This window comes from Pseudomonas sp. A-R-19 (assembly GCF_019956575.1).
GTDB lineage: Bacteria > Pseudomonadota > Gammaproteobacteria > Pseudomonadales > Pseudomonadaceae > Aquipseudomonas.
Genome location: NZ_JAHBDR010000004.1, coordinates 1 through 6,093, shown reverse-complemented (window position 1 = coordinate 6,093; position 6,093 = coordinate 1). Strand labels below are relative to the sequence as shown.

Genomic DNA, 6,093 nt, shown 5'->3' with positions numbered 1-6,093 from the left:
ACATCACCCCCAATGTTGGGGACAACCGCCCGCTTAATAACTTTCCGGTCTGTCACCCGTGTCTGCGCCAACCCCCCTATTCCGGGCCTCTTACGGGCGTTTTCGCTGATTGGTATGGAAGTTGCCATCCTCCCAGCCAACTGGCCCATCCCCAAGGGGCAGGTACTTCGATAGAGGGAATACTCATGCACCCTTTACTGTGCAAAACCGCGACCGCCCTGGTCGTGACCGCTCTAGCCCAAGGCATCGCCCAGGCTGCGCTGTTTGCCGTAGACCCCGGTCCCTACCTGCCAGCCAATGGCAATTTCGCCGCCTGGTACCAGGATGCACACGGTAGAACACTTGACCTGTGCTTATCAAAGGCTGTCAGTTCCAGGGTTGCCAGCACGCCTGGCGCCCCGACTTACATGTGCTCGCTGATCCCTAACCCCGGTATTTTCGACGACACCAAACCGTTGGTCTTCCCGACCAATTTCCCCGACGAAGCGTTCTGGGCCACAGGCGAAACGACCATTGTCGATGCCACCCGAGGCATCGACCTGACCTATGTCTCGGCGCTCGAAGCAGCCTTCAGTGGCGGTGATCCGCTGGAGGGCGACCAGATCAGCTTCGCCCGTATCCGTATTCGCATCGACGTGCCCGCCGCCGGCACCTATGTCATCACCCACCCCTACGGCGTCGAAGTATTCAACGTCGACACCCCCGGCCGGCGGGCGATCAACATGACCCGGGACATCGGCATCGGTGCGCCAAAAACCTATAACGGCGCACTCAAGGGCGACGTCGGACCGTTCCTGCGCAGCGTCAACGGCCCGTACACCGAGACCAACCCGACCACTGGCCAGGCGGAGAGATTCGTCGGCGATCCGAACCTCAACGAGGCCGTCACCGGCAGCCCGTTCAACACCAACTACGTGCGCATCGAAGGTCCCAATGGCCTGGACTTGCGCACCACCCTCTTCGCCGTTTCCGGCAAGTTGTCGACGGTAGTCCGGCCGACCCCGGTGATCGCCGAACGCAGCACCTACTCGCGACATGCCGGCGCCAGCGCACCGGTGGCCCAGCAGGATGTGTTCGTGATGGCCCCGCCGCCACCGGCCAGCGTGACCCTGACCAGCAACAATCCGGTCCTGAACCTCTCCGAAGCGGACACCACCGGCCACTGGTATGCGCAGTCGCCGACCAACCCGGCGCTGCCGAGTACCTTGCAGGTGACCGCCGACAACCACCTGGCCATACCCAGCAGCACGCCGACCGTCCTGCCCATGCCGCTGACTGACCTGGTGACCATCTCACGTGCCGAGTACAGCCTGAGCACCGGGCAAATCAGCATCACCGCCTCGACCAGCGATGAAACATCGCCACCGGTGCTCACCGCTACCACCGGCACCGGTCTTGCCATCGGCGCCCTGATTGGCGACGGCGCCGTAAAAAGCCTGGCCACCGGCATCACGCCGTTTCCGCCAGCCCAGGTTCGTGTGACGTCAGCCAATGGCGGCAGCGATACCGAAGAAGTGGTCATCGTGCAATGAACGCTCACATGCCCAGATCCTCATCAGGAGGCATCATGAACAAATGGCCACGCTTGGCGGTCAACGCCCTGGGACTGACTCTATCGCTGTCCGGCAGTGCCTTCGCGCAACTCGCCGCCGTCGATCCCGGCCCTTACACCTTTGCCACCGGGAAATTCCCGATCTGGTATCAGGACAAAAACCTGCTGTCGATGGAACTGTGCCAGTCCCGCGCCGTGAGCACACGGGTGGGAGCCAGTGTGCCACCGGCCTACATGTGTACCCTGCTGCCGACACCCGGCATTTTCGATGACACCCTGCCGATGGTGTTCCCGGATAACTGGCCGGACGAAGCCTTCTGGTTCCTTGCCGAGACCACCATCCCCAACAATGCCGCCGGCTATGGCATGGACGCCTATGTCGCCGGGATCGAGGCTGCATTTGCTGGCGGCAACCCGCTGGATGGCGACCAGATCAGCTTCGCGCGGATTCGCATGCGGATCAATATTCCTACTGCCGGGACCTACACCATTACCCACCCCTATGGTGTGGAAACGGTCAACGTCACCACCCCCGGCCGCCGTGCGATCAACATCACCCGGGACGTCGGCATCGGTGCACCGGGGGTTTTCACCGGTGCAGTCAACGGTGCGCTCGGACCGTTCCTGCGTAGTGTCAACGGCCCCTACACCGCGGTGAATCCGGACACCGGCGCCGTCGAAACCTTCATCGGCGACCCGAACCTCACCGAGGCCGTGACCGGCAGCCCCAACAACACCAACTTCGTACGCATCCAGGGCCCGGCCGGGACCATCCAGACCAACCTCTTCACCGTGGCCGGCAAGGTACTCGACAGCCGCGCACAAACCGCGGTGGAGATGAGCCGTGCCACCTACCGGCGCACCGCCGGCACGGGTGGCAACAGCACCCGGGTCGAAGTATTCGCCAAAGCCGGCAATGGCTCGACCCTGTGCTTGCGCGAAAGCATCGCCCTGGTACCCGGGCCGCCACAATCGCCTTGCCAGACCAACATGGTCAGCGATAACAACGGTACGTTCTTCGCCCAGCATCTGCTGACCAACGGCACCGTGCCTCCGGTCGTGGTGGTCACCGCCACCAACCCGGCCGGTACCACCCGCCCGACCGCGGTGTCGAGCAAGCTCTCGGACGTGGTGAAAATCCAGACCGCTCAATACAGCTGGAGCAACCACAGCCTGCTGATCGAGGCCACCTCCACAGACGAAGTGGTGATACCGGACATGGTCGCCCAGGGATACGGACGGCTGACGAAATCCGGCACCCTGCAACGCCTGACGGTGTCTGACCTGCCCCAACCACCGGCCACTGTGACCATCAAATCCGCCGCTGGCGGCAGTGACACCGAGCCGGTCGTCGTCGTCGGCACTGCGCCGGACACCGGCGCGAACCAGGCACCGATCGCTGTCGCCGATACCGGCGGCACCAGCTTCGGCGTACCGATCACCCTCAACCTGCTGGCCAACGACAGGGACCCGGACGGTAATACGCCGCTAACCATTACCGCGCTGACCCCACCGGCCACCGGCCAGGGCACCGTGGCATTGAGCGGTACTACGGCGGTGGTCTACACCCCTCCCGCCGTGGTCAATGCGCCGCTGACCGCGACCTTCACCTACAAGGCCCAGGACTCTAAAGGCCTGGCCTCGACGACGGCGGCAACCGTGACCATTACCGTGGCGCCTAACCGGCCTGCGGTGGCAGTCGCCGATGCCGTCACGACACTGGGAGTGGCGATTCCGATCAGCGTGCTGGCCAACGACACCGATCCGGAAGGCAACCTGCCATTGGCGGTCGCCAGCTTTACTCAACCACCGGCAAATCGCGGCACCGTCAGCAGTAACGGCACCGTGCTCACCTACACCCCTCCGGGCAACGTCACCACGGCCTTCACCACGACCTTCACCTACTTTGCCCGGGACAGCTTCGGCGCCGTGTCGATAGCGCCGGCCACGGTCACGGTGCAGGTCTCGCCACGGCCTGCTGCGGAAACCTTCGCAGTGACCACCGCAACGGTGAGCGCCCGTTCCAACAACCGCTTCACCTGGGACTTTGCCGGCACCTCATCGGTAACCACCGGCAACACCATCACCATCAAGGTCACTACCCCTACCGGGCTGGTGACGCTGGGCACCACCACCGTACCGGTGAACGGTCGCTGGCGGTTGACGGTGAACAACATCACCACGGTGGTTCCGTCGGCGAACCCGACCGCGACGATCAGCTCGTCCCAAGGCTCCGTGCGGACGGTGCCGGTGATCGCCAACTGAGCCCGCGCCCCATCAGCCACGCAGGTTGATGGGGCCGGTTTGAACCCTGAGGACAAGACCATGAAGACATCGACCGCCGCCCTGCTCTGCCTGCTTTTGCTCTGCTGCAGTGCAGGCGTGCGCGCCGACGATTTGATGGAAAACGATGACCTGGGCCCCGGTGGCGATCTTGGTGAATTGCCACCACCGGTGGGCCAGCACGCGCTGATCGACCAGAACGGTCAGGCCAACGTCGCGATGCTGCAACAGAACGGTCAGTCGTTGCTCGGCACCATCGTCCAGTCGGGAAGCAATCAGGAGGCTTACATCCTGCAACAAGGAAGCGACTTGATGGCAATGATCAATCAACAAGGCTCCGGTAACGATGCCTCGATTACCCAGACAGGCAGCCACAACCGCGCGCAGATCTCGCAGAACGGCAACTACAACAGCGCCAGCATCGACCAGGCCGGCACGGGGCTGCAAAGCGCCGTGAACCAGTCCGGGAACGGCATGAGCGTTTCGGTCAAACAATATCGCTGAAGCACTGCACCCCATGGAGACTCAATCATGTTCAAATTGACGCCCCTCACCGCAGCCATCCTGGTCATGGTCAGTGCCCATGCGTTGGCCGAAGACAGCGTGTCCGACCAGTTCCAGGACGGCACCGCCAACATCGCCAATGTGAAACAGAACCTTGCCCCGGCCAGCACGACCAGCCAGAAGCAGTGGGGTGAAGGCAACGATGCGGCTGCGGTTCAGGACAACGCCACCGGCACAATCAATCAACTGCAGACCGGCAGTTACAACGCCGGTTACGCCGAGCAGTTATCCGACAACGGCAGCAATATCAATCAGCTGCAGACCGGCACGTACAACTCCGCCCATGCCAGCCAGTCAATCGGCGTGGGTATCAGCGATGCCTTGCAACAACAGGAAGGTAACGGCAACTTCTCGCTCATCTATCAGGACAGCCAGGACGGTACATCCGCCAAAAGCTTCCAGTTCGGTGACAATAACGAGGTCAACATCGAACAGACGGAGGTGGGCGTCGACAACAAAGCGACGGTCACCCAGCACGGTAACGAGAACTACGGCACCGCCGAACAGGTGCTGCACAACGGTGCCCGGATGGACATCAACCAGAACGGCGACGGCAACTATGCCTATGGCGACCAGCGCAACGGCCAGGGCGGCAACCTGAGCATCAACCAGTACGGCAACGGCAACGGCACCGAAGTCTGGCAAGAGACTCAGGTCGCCAGTCAAGCCACCATCAATCAATACGGGAACACCAACGAAACCATCGTCGACCAGAGCTTTGGCGATAACAACGTGGCTTCGGTGATGCAGGTCGGCAACCTCAACGCCATCTATGCCGACCAGTACGAATCCACCAACTCGACCCTGGCGCTGTATCAACAAGGCAACAGCAACGTGCATTTCACCTACCAGAACGGCACGAACCAGGTGCTCAACGTCAACACCACAGGTGACGGCAACAAGGTCTACGCCAGCAACTGGAAAGGCCCGCAGACCGGCGGCCAGTTCGGCAGCAACCAGCGTGCGACCATCAACCAGAACGGCAACGAGAACGTCGCCAACTTCACCCAGAACGGCATTGGCCAAATCGTCAAGACGAACCAGAACGGCACCGGCAACAAAACCACCATCAGCCAGGCCGATTCGTATAACGAGCTGTACTTCGACCAGAACGGCAGTGACAACATCCTGATCTCCGATCAACGCGGCGAGACCAACCTGGCCATCGGCAGCTCTACCGGGATAGGCAACAGCACCGAGTTCAATCAGGAAGGCAGCAGCAACCGCGCCTACACCGAGCAGGTGTACGGCAGCGACAACATGATCACCGTCAAACAGGCCGACACCATGAACGTGGCGTACGTGACCCAGGGCGGCACCGGCAACATCGCCAGCGTCGACCAAAGCGGCATGAACCAGACCGCTACCGTGCAGCAGTATGGTTCGGCCAACCAGGCAACCGTGCTGCAGCAGTAATCGTGCGACAAGTAGAACCGCGGCCTCGGGAGGGGGGCCGCGGTTTTTTTTTGTTGGATGGATTGAGGGAAAGGTTATTGGAGCGGTGCCTGGATCAGGCGAAATCCATTGAGTGGCATGGCTGCAGATTATTGGGCGGCTGGCGGGGCGCCATCGCTGGCAAGCCAGCTCCTACAGTTTGATTGGGTACATCTGCAAGATGTTGGTTGGCTGGTCGGCCGTCTTCGCGAGCAAGCCCGCTCCCACAGTTTGAGTGGCGTGTACCTGCGAGGGATTGG

4 protein-coding genes are annotated in these 6,093 nt (G+C 61.9%); all 4 read left to right on the top strand.

Annotation, left to right across the window (positions count from 1 at the left end; translation table 11 throughout):
• Positions 1–185: 185 nt before the first annotated feature.
• From KGA88_RS00120 to KGA88_RS00105, 4 genes are read left to right on the top strand one after another with little or no spacing between them, the layout of a single operon-like run.
• Complete coding sequence (locus KGA88_RS00120; protein ID WP_223588106.1) at positions 186–1,532, top strand: hypothetical protein; 1,347 nt, start codon at positions 186–188, stop codon at positions 1,530–1,532.
• Between the two features lie 35 nt (positions 1,533–1,567).
• Positions 1,568–3,817, top strand: coding sequence for an Ig-like domain-containing protein (locus KGA88_RS00115; protein ID WP_223588103.1), 2,250 nt, complete (start codon positions 1,568–1,570; stop codon positions 3,815–3,817).
• Positions 3,818–3,877: 60 nt separating this feature from the next.
• Positions 3,878–4,339: a curlin gene (locus KGA88_RS00110; RefSeq protein ID WP_223588101.1), complete on the top strand. Its 462-nt coding sequence runs from the start codon at positions 3,878–3,880 to the stop codon at positions 4,337–4,339.
• A gap of 27 nt (positions 4,340–4,366) precedes the next feature.
• Positions 4,367–5,815 (top strand): curlin, encoded by a 1,449-nt coding sequence (locus tag KGA88_RS00105; RefSeq protein ID WP_110662228.1) that lies wholly within the window; start codon positions 4,367–4,369, stop codon positions 5,813–5,815.
• The last annotated feature ends 278 nt before the right edge of the window (positions 5,816–6,093 follow it).